This is a genomic window from Kitasatospora sp. NPDC017646, from assembly GCF_044329365.1.
In the GTDB taxonomy this organism is placed as follows: domain Bacteria; phylum Actinomycetota; class Actinomycetes; order Streptomycetales; family Streptomycetaceae; genus Kitasatospora.
Genome location: NZ_JBIRJC010000002.1, coordinates 424,802 through 440,778, shown reverse-complemented (window position 1 = coordinate 440,778; position 15,977 = coordinate 424,802). Strand labels below are relative to the sequence as shown.

Annotated in this window: 15 protein-coding genes and 2 riboswitches; of the genes, 7 read left to right on the top strand and 8 right to left on the bottom strand. The window is 71.3% G+C overall.

The window, feature by feature from the left end:
* Window positions 1-12: 12 nt before the first annotated feature.
* The 4 genes from ACH4J0_RS05070 to ACH4J0_RS05055 all read right to left on the bottom strand — a co-directional run bounded on the left by ACH4J0_RS05070 (window position 13) and on the right by ACH4J0_RS05055 (window position 4,808).
* A complete protein-coding gene (locus tag ACH4J0_RS05070; RefSeq protein ID WP_396236295.1) occupies window positions 13-1,125 on the bottom strand; it encodes an NlpC/P60 family protein in 1,113 nt (370 codons plus the stop codon).
* A gap of 10 nt (window positions 1,126-1,135) precedes the next feature.
* Window positions 1,136-1,287, bottom strand: a riboswitch (cyclic di-AMP (ydaO/yuaA leader).
* Window positions 1,288-1,624: 337 nt separating this feature from the next.
* A complete protein-coding gene (locus tag ACH4J0_RS05065; RefSeq protein WP_396236294.1) occupies window positions 1,625-2,662 on the bottom strand; it encodes an NlpC/P60 family protein in 1,038 nt (345 codons plus the stop codon).
* 209 nt (window positions 2,663-2,871) lie between these two features.
* Complete coding sequence (locus ACH4J0_RS05060) at window positions 2,872-4,173, bottom strand: NYN domain-containing protein (RefSeq protein WP_396236524.1); 1,302 nt, start codon at window positions 4,171-4,173, stop codon at window positions 2,872-2,874.
* 371 nt (window positions 4,174-4,544) lie between these two features.
* On the bottom strand, window positions 4,545-4,808 hold the full coding sequence (locus ACH4J0_RS05055; RefSeq protein WP_396236293.1) for a hypothetical protein: 264 nt from the start codon (window positions 4,806-4,808) through the stop codon (window positions 4,545-4,547).
* A gap of 200 nt (window positions 4,809-5,008) precedes the next feature.
* Between ACH4J0_RS05055 and ACH4J0_RS05050 the strand changes: the two genes are divergently transcribed.
* Window positions 5,009-5,791 (top strand): rhomboid family intramembrane serine protease, encoded by a 783-nt coding sequence (locus ACH4J0_RS05050; RefSeq protein WP_396236292.1) that lies wholly within the window; start codon window positions 5,009-5,011, stop codon window positions 5,789-5,791.
* A gap of 42 nt (window positions 5,792-5,833) precedes the next feature.
* Complete coding sequence (locus tag ACH4J0_RS05045) at window positions 5,834-6,115, top strand: Lrp/AsnC ligand binding domain-containing protein (protein ID WP_030240061.1); 282 nt, start codon at window positions 5,834-5,836, stop codon at window positions 6,113-6,115.
* Between the two features lie 23 nt (window positions 6,116-6,138).
* Here ACH4J0_RS05045 and ACH4J0_RS05040 read toward each other — a convergent pair whose 3' ends face one another.
* The 3 genes from ACH4J0_RS05040 to ACH4J0_RS05030 all read right to left on the bottom strand — a co-directional run bounded on the left by ACH4J0_RS05040 (window position 6,139) and on the right by ACH4J0_RS05030 (window position 9,437).
* Complete coding sequence (locus tag ACH4J0_RS05040; RefSeq protein ID WP_396236291.1) at window positions 6,139-7,512, bottom strand: aminotransferase class V-fold PLP-dependent enzyme; 1,374 nt, start codon at window positions 7,510-7,512, stop codon at window positions 6,139-6,141.
* A gap of 52 nt (window positions 7,513-7,564) precedes the next feature.
* Window positions 7,565-7,682: riboswitch (SAM riboswitch) on the bottom strand.
* A gap of 132 nt (window positions 7,683-7,814) precedes the next feature.
* Window positions 7,815-8,891: an anthranilate phosphoribosyltransferase gene (gene trpD, locus ACH4J0_RS05035; RefSeq protein ID WP_396236290.1), complete on the bottom strand. Its 1,077-nt coding sequence runs from the start codon at window positions 8,889-8,891 to the stop codon at window positions 7,815-7,817.
* 120 nt (window positions 8,892-9,011) lie between these two features.
* A complete protein-coding gene (locus ACH4J0_RS05030) occupies window positions 9,012-9,437 on the bottom strand; it encodes a hypothetical protein (protein WP_396236289.1) in 426 nt (141 codons plus the stop codon).
* Window positions 9,438-9,833: 396 nt separating this feature from the next.
* Here ACH4J0_RS05030 and ACH4J0_RS05025 point away from each other — a divergent pair, with 396 nt between their 5' ends.
* From ACH4J0_RS05025 to ACH4J0_RS05005, 5 genes are all read left to right on the top strand, one after another.
* Window positions 9,834-10,454, top strand: a complete 621-nt coding sequence (locus ACH4J0_RS05025; RefSeq protein WP_396236288.1) for a heme-copper oxidase subunit III — start codon at window positions 9,834-9,836, stop codon at window positions 10,452-10,454.
* 186 nt (window positions 10,455-10,640) lie between these two features.
* On the top strand, window positions 10,641-11,450 hold the full coding sequence (locus tag ACH4J0_RS05020; RefSeq protein ID WP_396236287.1) for a c-type cytochrome: 810 nt from the start codon (window positions 10,641-10,643) through the stop codon (window positions 11,448-11,450).
* Between the two features lie 8 nt (window positions 11,451-11,458).
* Window positions 11,459-12,511, top strand: coding sequence for a Rieske 2Fe-2S domain-containing protein (locus ACH4J0_RS05015; protein ID WP_396236286.1), 1,053 nt, complete (start codon window positions 11,459-11,461; stop codon window positions 12,509-12,511).
* On the top strand, window positions 12,508-14,166 hold the full coding sequence (locus ACH4J0_RS05010) for a cytochrome bc complex cytochrome b subunit (RefSeq protein WP_396236285.1): 1,659 nt from the start codon (window positions 12,508-12,510) through the stop codon (window positions 14,164-14,166). The genes ACH4J0_RS05015 and ACH4J0_RS05010 overlap by 4 nt, the downstream gene beginning before the upstream one ends.
* 103 nt (window positions 14,167-14,269) lie before the next feature.
* Window positions 14,270-14,641, top strand: coding sequence for a GntR family transcriptional regulator (locus ACH4J0_RS05005; RefSeq protein WP_396236284.1), 372 nt, complete (start codon window positions 14,270-14,272; stop codon window positions 14,639-14,641).
* Window positions 14,642-14,692: 51 nt separating this feature from the next.
* Here the strand turns inward: ACH4J0_RS05005 and ACH4J0_RS05000 are convergent, their stop codons facing one another.
* On the bottom strand, window positions 14,693-15,922 hold the full coding sequence (locus ACH4J0_RS05000; RefSeq protein ID WP_396236283.1) for an Ig-like domain-containing protein: 1,230 nt from the start codon (window positions 15,920-15,922) through the stop codon (window positions 14,693-14,695).
* Between the last annotated feature and the right edge of the window lie 55 nt (window positions 15,923-15,977).

Sequence of the window (15,977 nt, the reverse complement as noted above, 5' to 3'; positions counted from 1 at the left end):
GCCGATGTGCGATCAGACCCGCACGATGGAAGCCAGCGGCATGTTGGAAACGGCCTCGTAGCGGACCGAGGCGCCCGGCTTGGGGGCGTGCAGCACCTGGCCGTTGCCCGCGTAGATGCCGACGTGGTGGGCGTCGCCGTAGAAGATCAGCAGGTCGCCGGGCTGGGCCTGGGAGAGGTCCGTGCCGATCCGGGTGCCGGCGCCGGCCTGCTCCTGCGAGGTGCGCGGCAGCGACACGCCGGCCTGGTTGAACGCCCAGACCATCAGGCCGGAGCAGTCGAAGGAGCCCGGGCCGGTGGCACCCCAGACGTACGGGCTGCCGACCTTGGTCGCGGCGGCGGCCAGTGCGGCGGCGCCGTGCGAGCTACCGGGGGCGATCGTGACCGGCGAGGAGCCGAGGTCGGTGCGGCCGCTGTCGCGCGAGGCACGGTCGGAGCCGGACGACTGGGAGGCCTTCGCGGCGGCGTCCGCCTTGGCCTTGGCGTCGGCGGCGGCCTTGTCCTCAGCCGCCTTGATCGCCTGGCGCTCCTGCTCGGTCAGCGTGTTGAGCAGGTCCTGGGCGGCCTTCAGCTTGTTCTGGACGTCCTCCTTGGAGGACTTCAGCTGCTGGGTGGTGGACTCCAGCTCGGCGAGCTTGCCCTGCGCCTCGGTGCGGTCCTGGTCCAGCTTGCGCTGCTGGTCCTGGAGCTGCTTCAGCTGGTTCTTCTGGGTGTCACCGGCCTGGTTCAGCGCCCCGGCCTGGTTGAGGAAGTTGTCCGGGCTGGAGGAGAACATCAGCTGGACGGTCGGGGATATGCCGCCGTTGCGGTACTGCTCGCCCGCGATCTCGGCGAGACCGCCCTGGAGGTCGGTCACCTGCGCCTGCTGGCGGGCCACCTGGTCCTGCATGCCGGAGACCTGCTTCTCCAGCTCCTGCTGCTTCTCCTGCGCCGCGTTGTACTTCTCGGTCGCCTGCTCGGCCTGCTCGTTGAGCTGGTCGACCTGCTCCTTGACCTGGTCCTTGGTCGGCTGCGGGTCGGCGTGCGCGCCGGTCTGCGCGGAGAGGGCGACGGCCGCGGCGGCGAACCCGGTCAGGATCGAGACGCGAGCGCGGCTGGCGGGCTTGGGACGACGATGGGACGCCACGAAGGCGGACTCCTTCTTCCTACTCCGCCTACCGGGTGAGCTGACGGGTTCGGGCCGGAAGCATGCCCTACGACGCCTCACGGCCCACCAACGGCCGACCTGGCGCCGATTCACCCCGGAGGAACGTGGTTCCCCGGCTCCGCTCCGCAGCGCCCCCGACCACTGGGCTCCCCTGTCGGGCAGTCGCTTCGACCGCCCCGCTGTTTCGCGAACTCGACGGAAACCACCGCCGCCACCCGGGCTGGGTGATCGACAGTGCGGTGGTTCGGGGCACGACCCTAGTAACTGAACCGTGATCCGTTCAAATCCTTGTCAGAAAAAAGATGGAAGAGTGCCCATGTTCTTTTGTGAAAATGACTGATCGTGATCGCCGCTGCACACAAAGCTGATCGACGCTCACCGGGCGGACGAGGAGCGGGCGAACCCGAAGCGCCACCCCCCGGATCGGGAGGTGGCGCGGATCACAGGGCCGGGGTCGACCGCCCGGCGTGTCGGGCCGTCAGACCCGGCGGATCGTGTTGATCGGCATCGCGTCGGCCTTCATCACCTTCACCACGTCGCCGGTGTGCGGCGCGTGGACCACCATGCCGTTGCCGATGTACATCCCGACGTGGTGCCGGTCGCTGCCGTAGATCACCAGGTCGCCGGGCTGGGCCTGGTCCAGCGACGGCACCCGGGTACCGACGTTGCCCTGCTCCTGCGAGGTGCGCGGCAGCGAGACCCCGGCCTGGGCGTACGACCAGACCATCAGGCCCGAGCAGTCGAAGGTGTTCGGCCCGGTGGAGCCCCACACGTACGGCGAGCCCTGCTTGCTCATCGCCTTGGCCACGGCCACGGCCGCGTAGCCGCTGGCCGGCGGCAGGCTGCTGAGGTCGACCCGGGCGGCGGCGCGCGAGGCGCGGTCGTCCTGCTGCTGCTGGGCCTTCAGCGCGGCCCGGTCGGCGGCGCTGAGCGAGTTCAGCAGGTCCTGCGCGGCCTTCAGCTTGGTGTTGACGTCCGCCTTGGCCTGGTTGAGGTCCTTGGTGGTGGAGTCCAGCGAGGCCAGCACGGCGGCCGCCTCGGCCTTCTCCTGGTCCAGCCGGCGCTGCTGGTCGAGCAGGCCCTTGAGCGCCTCGGTCTGGCTCTCGCTGGCCTGCTGGACGCTCGACGCCTTGTCCAGGTAGCCGGACGGGTCGGAGGAGAGCATCAGCTGGACGGACGGGTCGATGCCACCGGTGCGGTACTGCTCGCCCGCGACCTGGGACAGGCCGGTCTGCAGCTGGCTCATCTGGTCCTGGCTGCGGGCCACCTGGTCCTGCAGCTGGTCGGCCTGCTTGCGGAGCTGGTCGGCGCGCTCCTTGGCACCGTTGTACTTCTCCGCCGCCTGCTCCTGCTCCTGTTGGAGCTGGTCGATCTGCGCCTTGACGTCGGACGTGTTCGGCTGCGGCGCGGCGTGCGCGGCCACCTGGGCGGAGAGGGCGACCGCAGTCGCAGCGGCAGCGGTGAGCACGGAGACCCGCGCGCGGCTCGGCTGCTTGGGACGGCGGTGGGAGGCCAAGGGACCGGCTCCTTCTTCCATCGGACTCACCTGTTCGGGTGAGATTCCGGAAAATAGGTTTGACGCCAGACCCTAGTGAAGATCTATCCGTTTTGCCACTCCCCCGAAGGTGTGAACGCCGGTTCCCACCCTCACTTCACCGGATCCGCACACCCCCGCGAAAAGCACCCGAAACGGGCACTGACCAGGCGTCACGTCCGCCGGAGCGGTCAGGGCCGGGCCAGCCGGTTCAGCAGCAGCACCGAGGCCACCGGGCGCGCGCCCGCCTTCCGCACGCCCTCCGCGACCTCCCGGTCGGTGGACACCACCACCACCGGACGGCCCTGCGGTTCGGCCCGGACCAGACGGCGGATCAGCTCGTCCGCGGTCTCCCCGGTCCGACTGAACCGTACCCGCACCCCGCGCGGTGGCGCCATGATGACCGGCACGTCCAGGTCCTGCCCGTCGAACACACAGGTGACCTCCGCCTGGGTGCGCTGGGCCAGCATCGCCAGCCCGCCCAGCAGCCGGATCCGCTGCTGCTCCAGCGGCAGCGTCGGGTACCCGGTCTTGGTCACGTTGTAGCCGTCCACCACCAGGTGCACCTGCGGGATCGCCAGCAGTTGGTCCAGCAGCGCCGGATCGTCCTCGGCCAGGCCGCGCCGGGCCACGTCGTGCGGCGAGGCCGCCCCCGGCACCACCGCCTCCACCGTGTCCGCCGGCCGGATCTGGGAGACCGGCAGCGCCAGCTCGCGCTGCAGGCCCTGCGCCGACTGCAGCACGGTGTCCAGCAGCAGCCGCAGCCGCATGTCCTCGACGCTGCGCCCCTCGCGGGCCGACCGGCGGCCCTGCTCGGCGGCGTTCTCCAGCTCGGACACCCGGTGCCGCAGCCGCCGGGCCTCGCCCTCGGCCGCACTGCGCTCCGCCGCGGCCTGCGCCTTCGCGGCCTCCAGCTCCCCGGTCACCCGCCGGGTCTCGGCCTGCGCCCGGCGGGTGTCGCTCTCCAGCGACCGCACCTTCTTGCGCAGCGACTCGGCCTCCCGCCGGACGCCCTCGAACTCCGCGCGCTGACGGTCCAGGTCCGCCCGCGCCGCGGCCCGGACCTCGGCCAGCTCGGCCTGCAGCTTCTCCACCAGCCGGGTGGCCTCCGCCGCCGCGTCCTCGGCGCCGGCCCGCTCGGCCTCCTCGCCGGCCTCGGCGACCAGCCGGCTCCAACCCGCCGAGCGCACCAGGTAGGCGGCGGCCGCGACGTCCATCGGATCGGCGGCGCCGGGGACGGTGCCCGACTCCAACGCCTTCACCAGATCCGGCTGGCCCAGCCGCAGCCGCTCCGCTATCCGCACCCGGAAGGCCGGCTCGGACTCCAGCGCCGCCGCCAGCGCGGTGGCCGCGTACTTGGTCCGCCGCGCCGGGGTGAACTTGACGTACTGGCGCAGGCTCTGCGGCAGCTCCGCGGTCGCCAGGCCACCCAGCGCGTCCGAGGCCAGCCCGACCACGCGCCGGCGCACGCCCTCCGGCAGCGGCCGGTCCAGCTTCTCGGCGGCGCGCTCCGCGGCGGCGTTCGAAGCAGCGGCGCCAGAAGCAGCAGCCTCGGAGGCAGCAGCCTCGGAAGCAGCGGCAGCGGAATCACCGCCGCCGGAGGCAGCGGCCCCTGCCGCGGTCCCCTCCGGCGCAGCGCTCTCGGACGGGACCGTCCCGGCGGCCGGCTCCGGTGCCTGCGCAGCGGGCTGAAGCCCCTGCGCTTCGCCGGGCTCCCTCGCTGCGTCCACCACGTCCTCGGCTCCGATCCTGGTCCAGCGGGTGCGGCCCACGGCCGTCCCTGTCGTCACGCTCCGTGCGTCTTGTCTGTATTGTCCCGTGCGGTGGACGGCCGCGTCGCGCACCGCCCACCGCACCGGCGGGATCAGCCCTGCTCGGCGGGGGCCTCCGCGCCCTCGGCACCCGGGCGGGCCACCAGCTCGACCTGGTCCACCGCGTTGCACCAGCGGCAGCGCACCGACTCGATCGTCTCGCTGAGCACCTCGGTCTCCTCGACCGCGGACTCGCCGGCCAGGTCGAAGTGCAGGAACTCGGTCACCCTCGCGGTGCGGGTCACGTCGAAGCGGGTGAGGTTGCCGCACAGCGTGCAGCGCCAGCGCGTCTCGGCGGTCAGTGCGGGGACAGTCATCGGGGATCCTCTCGGCCGGTCCCTGGGTGGCTAGGCGCTCCCCCCGGAGCCCCGGCGTCGGCGGCGGGAGACGGGATTGCCCGCCCCAAGCCTATTGCCTGGGGCAACCACCCCGACCACCGGTTGCCGGAACACGGTGGCTAGTCCACCTGCCGTAAACCGCCGTGTCACCCGCCGCGCGCGGAGGGATGCTTGGCCGCATGGCGCTCGTGGCTCCCGGCCAGACCGAAGCGCGGGGCGGCCGCCCGGCGGTGCCCGCCCCGGCGGTCACCTACGCCCTGATCGCGGTCAACACGCTGGTCTTCCTGCTCGGCCCGGCCGCCGGCCTCAACCCGATGTACGGCACCGGCCTGACCCAGGTCTGTACCGAGCAGCGGTACGAGCAGCGCTGGGGCGCCGTCCCCGCCGAGCTGCTGACCGGCCACCCGCTCACCGCCGAGCAGCTGGCCGAGGGCCCCGACCCGGTCCCCGGCTGCCCCGCCGCCCCCACCCCGGGCAAGCGCCCGGCGGTCTCCGCCCTCACCGGGCTCTTCCTGCACGCCGGCTGGCTGCACCTGCTGGGCAACCTGCTCTTCCTCCACGTCTTCGGCCCCACCGTCGAACGGCGGGTCGGCCGGGTTAGGTACCTCCTCTTCTACCTGGCCGCCGGCAGCCTCGCCTCGTACGGCTTCGCGCTCGCCGAGGCGCACTCGCCCGACTCCACCCGCGTCCTGATCGGCGCCTCGGGCGCGATCTCCGCCGTGCTCGGCGCCTACCTGCGCTTCCACCCGAGGGCCCGGGTGACCGCCCTGGTCCCGCTGCTCCTCTTCCTCCCGCTGCGCTTCCCCGCCTGGCTGGTGCTCGGCCTCTGGTTCGCGCTGCAGTGGTGGTCGGTGCACTCGGCCGGTCCCGGGGTGGCCTACCTGGTGCACGTGATCGGCTTCTCGGCCGGCTTCCTGTACGCCTGCACCGTGGTCGGACACCCCTCGAGACGCCCCGGCTGAGGCCCGATACGCTGGCCGCACCCCACGAAGGAGCCCGAAACAGTGATCACCGCCATCGTCCTGATCAAGACCAGTGTCGACCGCATCCCGGAGATCGCCGAGGCCATCGCCGCCATCGAGGGCGTCAGCGAGGTGTACTCGGTGACCGGCGGCTACGACCTGGTGGCGATGGTGCGGGTGCGCCGCCACGACGACCTGGCCGAGGTCATCCCGGGTCGGCTGAACAAGGTCCCGGGCGTGGCCCACACCGAGACCCAGATCGCCTTCCGTACCTACTCCCAGCACGACCTGGAAGCGGCCTTCGCCCTCGGCCTGGACGAGTAGCCGTCTGGCCCACGGGCCGTGCCTCAGCGCCGACTGTCGGCGACGCAACGGCCGCCCTCGTTGCGGTAGTTCCACGCCGCGCCGTCGGTGACCAGCTCGCGGACGGCGGTCAGGAAGCGCTCGATGTGCTCGTCCGGCGTCCCGGCCCCGAAGCTCACCCGGATCGCGTTCAGGCTGCGCTCCCCCGGGAGCGAGGGCTCCGGCGCCCCGCACTCGGACGGCGCCACCTCCTCGTCGCCGAGCAGCGTCCGCACCAGGGGGTGGGCGCAGAACAGCCCGTCGCGCACCCCGATGCCGTACTCGGCGGACAGCGCGGCCGAGAAGTGCGAGCTGTTCCAGCCGCGGACGACGAAGGACAGCACGCCCACCCGGGCGCTGCTCCGAATGTCGCCGGCCTCGCCGAACAGGTTCAGCACCCTGACCTCCGGGATCTGCGCCAGCCCCGCCGTCAGCCGCTCGACCAGCTGCCGCTCCCGGGCCTCCAGCGCGTCGAAGCCGGCCTCGGTCAGCGCCCGGCAGGCCGAGGCGATCGCGTAGGCGCCGATGACGTTCGGCGAGCCGGCCTCGTGCCGGGCCGGCCCGGTGTTCCACTGCACCGCCACCGAGCCGTCCGGTTCCCGGGCCACCGTCCGGGTCGCCCCGCCACCGGCCAGGTACGGCTCCGCCGCGTCCAGCCAGTCCGCCCGCCCGGCCAGCACCCCGGCGCCGAACGGCGCGTAGAGCTTGTGGCCGGAGAAGGCGATCCAGTCGACGTCCAGTTCGCGCACCGAGACCCGGTGGTGCGGGGCCAGCTGGGCGGCGTCCAGCACCACCCGGGCGCCGTGCCGGTGCGCGGTCGCGGTCAGCTCGGCGACCGGCCACAGCTCGCCGGTCACGTTGGAGGCGCCGGTGACGCACAGCAGCTTCGGCCCCTCGGACGCCGCGGCGAGCGCCGCCTCCAGCGCGGCCACCGCCTCGGCCCGCGAGCGCGGCGCCCGCAGGTAGCTGACCTCCAGTCCGGCGTGCGCCCAGGGCAGCAGCGAGGCGTGGTGCTCGGTCTCGAAGGCGAACACCCGGGTGCCGGCCGGGACGGCGGCGGCCAGCAGGTTGAGCGAGTCGGTGGTGGCGCGGGTGAAGACCACCTGGTCGCCGCCGCGCAGGTCGAGGAAGTCGGCGACGGTCCGGCGGCTCTGCTCGAACAGGTCGGTGGACAGCTGCGACAGGTACCCCGCGCCGCGGTGCACGCTGCCGTAGTACGGCGCGTAGGCGGCGACGTCGTCCCACACCCGCTGGAGCGCCGGCGCGCTGGCCGCGTAGTCGAGTGCCGCGTAACCGACCTTCTCGCCGCTGGCGAGCGGCACCTGGACGTCCTGGCCGAGAACGGCGAGCGGGGCGTGGAGGTCAACGGAGACGGACATGGGGACACACTCCTTCTGGGGGCAAGGGACCCCGGGAGTGCTCGTCGTCCGGTGTCCGCGCTTGTCGCGCGGACGGCTTGCCCGGCGACCCGGTCCTCACCCAGGGCACCCCGCCACGGACGGAGGGTTGCCGGACAGCCAGCTGGGGCTTGACGCTGTCACTCATGACCTGGCGAAGACTCTAGGTCGGGTGCGTCGGACGGTCAAACAGGCATCCACCATCCGGACGGCGTTCCCGCCCGCTCGCCTCCAAGGCGCTCGGGCCCGTGCCGACGACGCGACACGGGCCCTCAACCACCGCCTCAGATCCGGCTGGTGGCCTCCGACCACCGCCGCAGCAGCTCCTGCGCAGCGCCCGAGTCGATCGCCTCGGCCGCCCGCGCCATGCCCGCCGCGAGCTGCTCCGTCAGCGGCGCGTCGCCGAGGTCCATCGCGACCAGCGCCGCCGCCGTGTTCAGCAGCACGGCGTCCCGCACCGGCCCGCGCTCCCCGGCCAGCATCCGGCGCGCGACCTCGGCGTTGTACGCGGCGTCGGCTCCGCGCAGCGCCTCGATGCCAACCAGCTCGATGCCGACGTCCCGCGGGTCGAAGGTCGTCTCGGTGACCACCCCGTCGCGCACCAGCCACACCCGCGAGGTGGTGGTGATGGTCAGTTCGTCCAGCCCGTCGTCACCGCGGAACACCAGCGCCGTCGCCCCGCGCCGGGCCAGCACACCGGCGATCAGCCCGGAGAGCCGGGTGTCGAAGCAGCCGATCGCGTGCGAGGTGACCTTCGCCGGGTTGGTCAGCGGGCCGAGGATGTTGAAGGCGGTCGGCACCCCCAGGTCCCGCCGCGCGGTGGCGGCGTGCCGCATCGAGGGGTGGAACTTCGCCGCGAAGCAGAAGGTGAGCCCGACCTCCTCGGCCACCTCGGCCACCCGCCGGGCCGACAGGTCCAGCGCCACCCCCAGCTTCTCCAGCACGTCCGAGGAGCCGCTGGAGGAGGAGGCGGCCCGGTTGCCGTGCTTGACCACCTTGGCCCCGGCGGCCGCCGCGACGATCGCCGACATGGTGGAGATGTTGACGGTCTTCGCCCGGTCGCCGCCGGTGCCGACGATGTCGACCGCCGGGCCGGGGATGTCCAGCGGCTCGGCGTGCTCGTACATCGCGTCGACCAGGCCGGCGATCTCGTCCACCGTCTCGCCCTTGGCCCGCAGCGCCACCATGAACCCGGCCACCTGGACGGGGGACGCCTCGCCGCTCATGATCCGGTCCATCGCCCACGCGGTGGACGAGCGGTCGAGGTCCTCCCCCTTCAACAACGCCGCCAGGAGGTCCGGCCAGGTGCGGACCACCTGCGCGGGGTCGGTACCACCGTTCGCAGGGTTCACGTTCACCATGGCTGACTCCAGCTGTTGTCGGTTCCCCCGGTGCCGAGGGACGTCCGTACGGATGGAGCCAGCCTATCGAGCGGCGGGGTACGTGGACCCCTGTCATCTCCAGTACTGAGACGGCACCGCTCAGCGCGCGACCGGGGCCCGCTTCGCCAGCCGTGCCCGCAGCAGGGTGGCGACCGCCCCGGCCAGCGCCACCGGGTCCACCGGGTGGGAGATCGCGGCATCGGCCCGGCTCCAGGCGGCGAGCCAGGAGTCCTGCGGCCGGCCGATCAGCACCAGCACCGGCGGGCAGCCGTAGATCTCGTCCTTGAGCTGGCGCCCGAGGCCCAGCCCGCCGGCCGGAACCGCCTCGCCGTCCAGCACGCAGAGGTCGATGCCCCCCTTCTCCAATGCCCTGATCACCGCGGGGGTGGTCGCGCACTCGAGGTAGGACAGCTCCGGAAGATCCTCGGCGGGCCGACGGCCGAGCGCCGTCAGCACCTGCTCGCGGGTGTTGCGGTCGTCGCTGTAGACGAGGACGGTGAGCGTCTCGTCGGTCGTGTACGCCATGAACCCTGCTCCCTCAAGTGTGATCCGGACCACGTTCACCTGATCCGGATGCTACTCCCGTTTCCCCCGTCGCCGGTCCCCCTCGCGCACGTTCCCCCCCGAGCCGCCCCGCCCGTGGCTCACCCACCCGGAGGACGGCCCGTCACCCGGACCCTCCCGGTCCACCCGGACGGCGGACGCGGCTCCCCCCTCCCCTACACCCCGGCACTGCGCCGTCCGTGCAACGGCGCGCCGGGCAACGGGGTAGCGGGCCCTCCGAGGAACCGTCAGAAAAGGGACACGCCGCTGCTCAGCCCCCGTACGGGCACCCCGCCGCCCGCCAAGCGGGCATACCGCACGCACCGGACACTCCGAGGGACACCCCCCGACGTGAAGACGGAATAAGGGACCGACATAATGTCCGTCGTGGCGACAGCAACAGCAACAGAAACCGGGCACGCGCACGGATCGGTCAATCGACCGAACATGGTCAGCGTCGGAACGATCGTCTGGCTCAGTTCCGAGCTGATGTTCTTCGCGGCCCTCTTCGCGATGTACTTCACGCTCCGCTCCGTCAAGGGAGCCGAGTTCTGGGCCGAGAAGGCGCACGCCCTCAACGTGACGTTCTCCTCGGTCAACACCACCATCCTGGTGCTCTCCTCGCTCACCTGCCAGCTCGGCGTGTTCGCCGCCGAGCGCGGTGACGTGAAGAAGCTCCGCGGGTGGTTCATGCTCACGTTCTTCATGGGCGCGATCTTCATCGGCGGCCAGGTCTACGAGTACACCGAGCTGGTCAAGAACGACGGCCTCTCGCTGTCCTCCGACCCGTACGGCACGGTGTTCTACCTGACCACCGGCTTCCACGGTCTGCACGTGACGGGTGGTCTGATCGCCTTCCTGCTGGTCCTGGGACGGACGTACGCAGCCAAGCGCTTCACGCACGAGCAGGCCACCGCCGCGATCGTCGTGTCCTACTACTGGCACTTCGTCGACGTCGTGTGGATCGGCCTGTTCGCGACCATCTACCTGATCAAGTAACCAGCTGATCAGGTCGCTGGCCACCGGCTGCGGCCCCCGCCCTCACCGGCGACGGGCCGCTTCTGCCGGTGCCGACGCTCCCACCGACCGACCGCGCGCGCAGCCTTGGACAGGCAGCCTCGTGCCGGCCAGACCGGCCGCGGGTGCACCCACCAGTCGACCAGATCCTGACACCGGGGTTATTCCGTGAAAAAGCTCTCCGCACGACGGCGCCACCCATTGGCGGCGCTGGTCGTCCTACTTCTCGCCCTGGCGGCAACCGGGGGGCTGTACGCCGCGTTCGCGCCCGCCGACAAGGCGCAGGCCGACGTCGCCGCGCAGTCGCTCGCGATCGATGAGGGCAAGAGGCTCTTCGCCGTCGGCTGCTCCTCCTGCCACGGCATCAACGGCCAGGGCAGCAGCGAGGGTCCGAGCCTGGTCGGCGTCGGCTCGGCTGCCGTCGACTTCCAGGTCGGCACCGGCCGCATGCCGGCCCAGCAGCCCGGCGCCCAGGTGCCGCGCAAGCCGAAGATCTACACCCAGGGCGAGATCGACCAGCTCGCCGCGTACATCGGTTCGCTCGGCCCCGGCCCGATCGCTCCGAAGCCGGAGCAGTACAACTCGACCAACCCCGATGACATCTCCAAGGGTGGCGAGCTGTTCCGCACCAACTGCGCCCAGTGCCACAACTTCGCGGGCCAGGGCGGTGCCCTGACCAAGGGCAAGTACGCCCCGTCGCTGGAGGGCGTGGACGCCAAGCACATCTACGAGGCCATGCAGACCGGCCCGCAGAACATGCCGTCGTTCCCGGACAGCACCATGCCCGAGGAGCAGAAGAAGCAGATCGTGGCCTTCGTCCGCCACACCACCAACGATGAGCCCAACCCCGGCGGTCTCACCCTGGGCAGCCTCGGTCCGGTGACCGAGGGCCTGTTCGGCTGGATCTTCGGCCTCGGCACGCTCATCGCGGTCGCGATCTGGGTCGCCGCCCACACCACCAAGGCCAAGAAGTCATGAGCCACGACATGTCAGAAGAGAAGCTCCCGGAGCCGCACGGCTCCGCCGGCGAGGTGGCCGACCACGGCAACCCGTTCGCCGACCCGGGCCTGCCGGCCCACGAGCCCCGTCGCACCGACATCGACGAGCGGGCCGCCAAGCGGGCCGAGCGCCAGGTCTCGCTGATGTTCGTGGTCTCGATGCTCGCCACCGTCGGCTTCATCGCCTCGTACGTGGCCATCGACCCGGACAAGATCGTCTACATCTTCCCGCTGGGTCACGTCAGCGCGCTGAACTTCGCGCTCGGCCTGACCCTGGGCGTCGCACTGTTCCTGATCGGCGCGGGCGCGGTCCACTGGGCCCGCACCCTGATGTCGGACGTCGAGATGCCGTCCGAGCGTCACCCGATCGAGGCTTCCGACGAGGTCCGCGCTGACGTCATCGAGCAGTTCAAGACCGGTGCCGCCGAGTCCGGCTTCGGTCGCCGCAAGATGATCCGCAACACCCTCATCGGGTCGATGGCGCTGGTCCCGCTCTCCGGCGTGGTCCTGCTCCGCGACCTGGGCCCGCTGCCGGAGAAGAAGCTCCAGGAGACGGGCTGGAAGGAGGCGACCCCGGCCAAGCCGCTGGCGCTCATCAACATGAACACCATGCAGCCGATGAAGCCCGAGGACATCGGCGTCGGCTCGCTGACCTTCGCCATGCCGGAGGGTCTGTCCACCCACAGCGAGGACTTCCAGCAGCAGATCGCCAAGGACGCCCTGATGCTGGTGCGCATCGCACCGGAGGACATCAAGGACGACAAGTCCAAGGAGCTGGGATTCGAGGGCATCCTCGCCTACTCCAAGATCTGCACCCACGTCGGCTGCCCGATCAGCCTGTACGAGCAGCAGACCCACCACGCGCTCTGCCCCTGCCACCAGTCGACCTTCGACCTGTCGGACGGCGCGCGCGTCATCTTCGGCCCGGCCGGCCACCCGCTGCCGCAGCTGAAGATCACCACTGACGACAAGGGCAACCTGGTCGCCACCGGCGACTTCGAGAAGCCTGTCGGCCCGAGCTTCTGGGAGCGTGCTCGATGAGTAGCGCGAGCAGCACCACGACCGGTGCCGCCAAGCCCTCCAGCACGCGTGCCAACCCCGCCAACAAGTGGGAGGCCGCGGCTGACTGGACGGACGGCCGGCTGGGGATCTACTCCCTCGCCAAGGCCAACCTGCGGAAGATCTTCCCGGACCACTGGTCCTTCATGCTGGGCGAGATCTGCCTCTACACCTTCGTCATCATCATCCTGACCGGTGTCTACCTGACGCTGTTCTTCAAGCCGTCGATGGCCGAGGTCGTCTACAACGGCTCGTACGTGCCGCTCAAGGGCATCGGGATGTCCGAGGCGTACGCCTCGACGGTGGACATCAGCTTCGAGATCCGCGGCGGTCTGCTGATCCGCCAGATCCACCACTGGGCCGCCCTGGTCTTCGTGGCCGCGATGCTCGTGCACATGATGCGCGTGTTCTTCACCGGCGCGTTCCGCAAGCCGCGTGAGATCAACTGGGTCTTCGGCTTCCTGCTGCTGGTCCTGGGCATGTTCGACGGCTTCTTCGGCTACTCGCTGCCGGACGACCTGCTGTCGGGTACCGGTATCCGCTTCATGGAAGGCGCGATCCTCGCCGTCCCGCTGGTCGGCACCTACATCCAGATGTTCCTGTTCGGGGGCGAGTTCCCCGGCCACGACATCGTGCCGCGGTTCTTCACCATCCACGTCCTGCTGATCCCGGGCATCATGCTCGGCCTGCTGGTGGCGCACCTGATCCTGGTCTTCTACCACAAGCACACCCAGTGGGCGGGCCCGGGCAAGACCGAGAAGAACGTCGTCGGCATGCCGCTGATGCCGGTCTACATGGCCAAGGCCGGTGGCTTCTTCTTCCTCGTCTTCGGCATCATCGCCGCAGTCTCGGCGATCGCCACGATCAACCCGATCTGGGCGTACGGCCCGTACCGTCCGGACCAGGTGTCGACCGACGCCCAGCCCGACTGGTACATGGGCTTCTCCGAGGGCCTGATCCGCGTCATGCCGGGCTGGGAGATCAGCCTGTGGGGCCACACCCTGAACCTGGGTGTCTTCATCCCGCTGATGATCTTCCCGCTGGTGCTGGTCGCGATCGCGGTCTACCCGTTCATCGAGGGCTGGATCACCGGCGACAAGCGCGAGCACCACATCCTGGACCGCCCGCGCAACGCCCCGGTCCGCACCGCCCTGGGTGCCGCCTGGATCAGCCTGTACCTGGTCCTGCTGGTGGGTGGTGGCAACGACCTGTTCGCCACGCACTTCCACCTGTCGCTCAACGCGATCACCTACTTCGTGCGCACCGGCTTCTTCGTGGTGCCGGTCATCACCTTCATCGTCACCAAGCGCTGGTGCCTCGGCCTCCAGCGCCGCGACAAGGAGAAGGTGCTGCACGGCCGCGAGACCGGCGTCATCAAGCGCCTGCCGCACGGCGAGTACGTCGAGGTGCACGCCCAGCTGCCGCAGAAGGACCTGCACACGCTCACGGCGCACGAGCAGAACCAGCCGATCGAGCTGCCGGCCCAGACGGACGAGAACGGCGTTGCCCGCAAGGCCGGCGCCCTCACCCGCACCCGGGCCAAGCTCTCCCGCGGCTTCTACGGCGAGGGCAGCCAGATCCCCAAGCCCACCGCCGAGGAGCACCACGAGATCACCAGCGGCCACGGCCACCACTGATCCCGTACGCACCCCCGCGTCACCCCGAGGGCCGCTGACCAGAGTTCGTCTGGTCAGCGGCCCTCGGGCTTTCTCGTCCCCGCACCGCTTCCAGGAGCCACCCGTGCAGCTGTCCGTCGACCCCGCCGCCGCCACTCCCCCGTACGAGCAGATCCGCGCCCAGATCGCCGAGCAGGCCCGCTCCGGAGCCCTGGCAACCGGGCTGCGGCTGCCCACCGTGCGGGCGCTGGCCGAGGAGCTGGGGCTGGCCGCCGGGACGGTCGCCCGGGCCTACAAGGAGCTGGAGGCGGACGGCGTGGTGGAGACCCACGGCCGGCGCGGCACCCTGATCGCCGCCACCGGTGACGCCGCCCACCGGCTGGCGGCCGAGGCCGCCACCGAGTACGCCGAGCGCGCGAGCCGACTGGGCCTGTCCCACCCGGACGCCCTGGCCGCCGTCGTCACCGCCCTGGGCGTGACCTACCCCGAGGCCTGACCCCCCGAGCCGTAGCGCGCGCCCGCCCGTCTCGGGCGCCCGGAGCCGGTATCAGACCTCCGGGCGCATCATCCCGGCGGCGGGGGCCTGGGCGGCCGGGACGGTGGTGCTGACGGGCTTGCCGAGGGCGCTGTGCTTCACCCAGTCGGCCCAGGAGACGTTCCAGTCCCCGAAGCCGTTGCCGAAGGACTCCATGGTGGCGCCACGGCTGTTCACCACCGTCACCAGGTCCCCCACCCGGGTGTTCTCGTAGAACCACTTGGCGTTGTCGGTGCTCATGCCGGTGCAGCCGTGGCTGACGTTGTCCACGCCCTGCCAGTCGACCGACCAGGGTGCCGCGTGGACGTACTCGCCGCTCCAGGTCACCCGGGTGGCCCACTCGACGTTCAGGTCGTAGGCCTCCGAGCTGCCGGCGGCTATGCCGATCGTCTCGCCGCTCATCCGCACCGAGCGCTCCTGGCCGAGCACCACCTTGATGCCGTTGCGGGTGTCGAAGCCGGGCTTGCCGGTGGTGACCGGGATGGTCCTGACCGCCTCGCCGTCACGCTTGAGGGTGAGTTCGTGGGCGGCCGCGTCGATCACGGACTCGACCCGGGCGCCGATCCGCAGCCGCAGCGAGCTGCGGTCGCCGCCGTAGAGGCCGTCGGCGATCCGGCTGCCGGTGTCGTCGAAGGCCAGCGACACGGTCGTGCCGGCCGGCCAGTACTCCTGCGGGCGGAAGTGCAGGTTCTTGTCGTCCACCCAGTACCAGGCGCCGGTGACGGCCGGCTGGGAGGTCACGGTCAGCGCGCTCTCCACCTCCTGACGGGCGTGCGGGTCCTTCACCGCCTCGGAGAGCTGCACGGTGAGCGGCTGGCCGACGCCGTAGACGCCGCTGCCGGAGGAGTCCGGGCCCAGCTTGGCGGTGAGCACGCGCTGGGCGGCGAGGGTCCTGAAGTTCTGGGTGGTGTCGCCGCGGCCGTTCTTCCCGTCGTCGGCGGAGATCCGCACGGCGTACGCGGTGTCGGCCTTCAGCCGCCCGGTGGTCTGCCAGCTGCGCTGGTCGTCGGCGAGCTTGCCGGCCACCACCCGGCCGTCCGGGCCGACCACGGTGACGTCGGTGAGCCGGCTGCCCTCCCTGGCGGTCACGGTGACCGGCTTCGAGGGGTCGACCTTGCCCTCGGCCGAGAGGTGGACGAGTGGAGCCGCATCGATCCGGTGCGGTCCGGAGGATTCGTCGTCCCCCGACGTGCAGGCGGCCAGCGGGGCCAGCACTGCCAGGGCCAGCGAGATGCTGCCCATACCTGCGATTCCGCGCCTGTCGGCCATGACCGCCTCCGAGGGGTCTGCACTATTC